At 39.5% G+C, this 271-nt stretch carries 1 protein-coding gene; it reads right to left on the minus strand.

Annotated features, from left to right (window positions below):
* Positions 1 to 271: ATP-binding cassette domain-containing protein (locus tag DS885_RS00080; RefSeq protein WP_113817395.1), on the minus strand; the 271-nt coding region annotated here is incomplete at both ends.

Consider the following 271-nt stretch of genomic DNA (forward strand, 5'->3'; position numbering starts at 1 on the left):
CTGACGAATAATAAAGTACCTTCGTAGTTTTCTAAGGCTAAGTTTAATGATTCAATCGATTCCATATCCAAGTGGTTGGTTGGTTCATCCATTAGTAAGATATTTGGTTTGTTCATCATTAACTTACCAAACAGCATACGACCTTGCTCACCACCAGAGATGATTTTAACTGATTTAGTGATGTCATTTGCGCCAAATAGTAAGCGACCTAAGGTACCACGAACCACTTGCTCATCGTCACCTTCTTGCATCCATTGACCCATCCAATCCA

The organism is Psychromonas sp. B3M02 (genome assembly GCF_003318165.1).
Classification (GTDB): Bacteria; Pseudomonadota; Gammaproteobacteria; order Enterobacterales; family Psychromonadaceae; genus Psychromonas.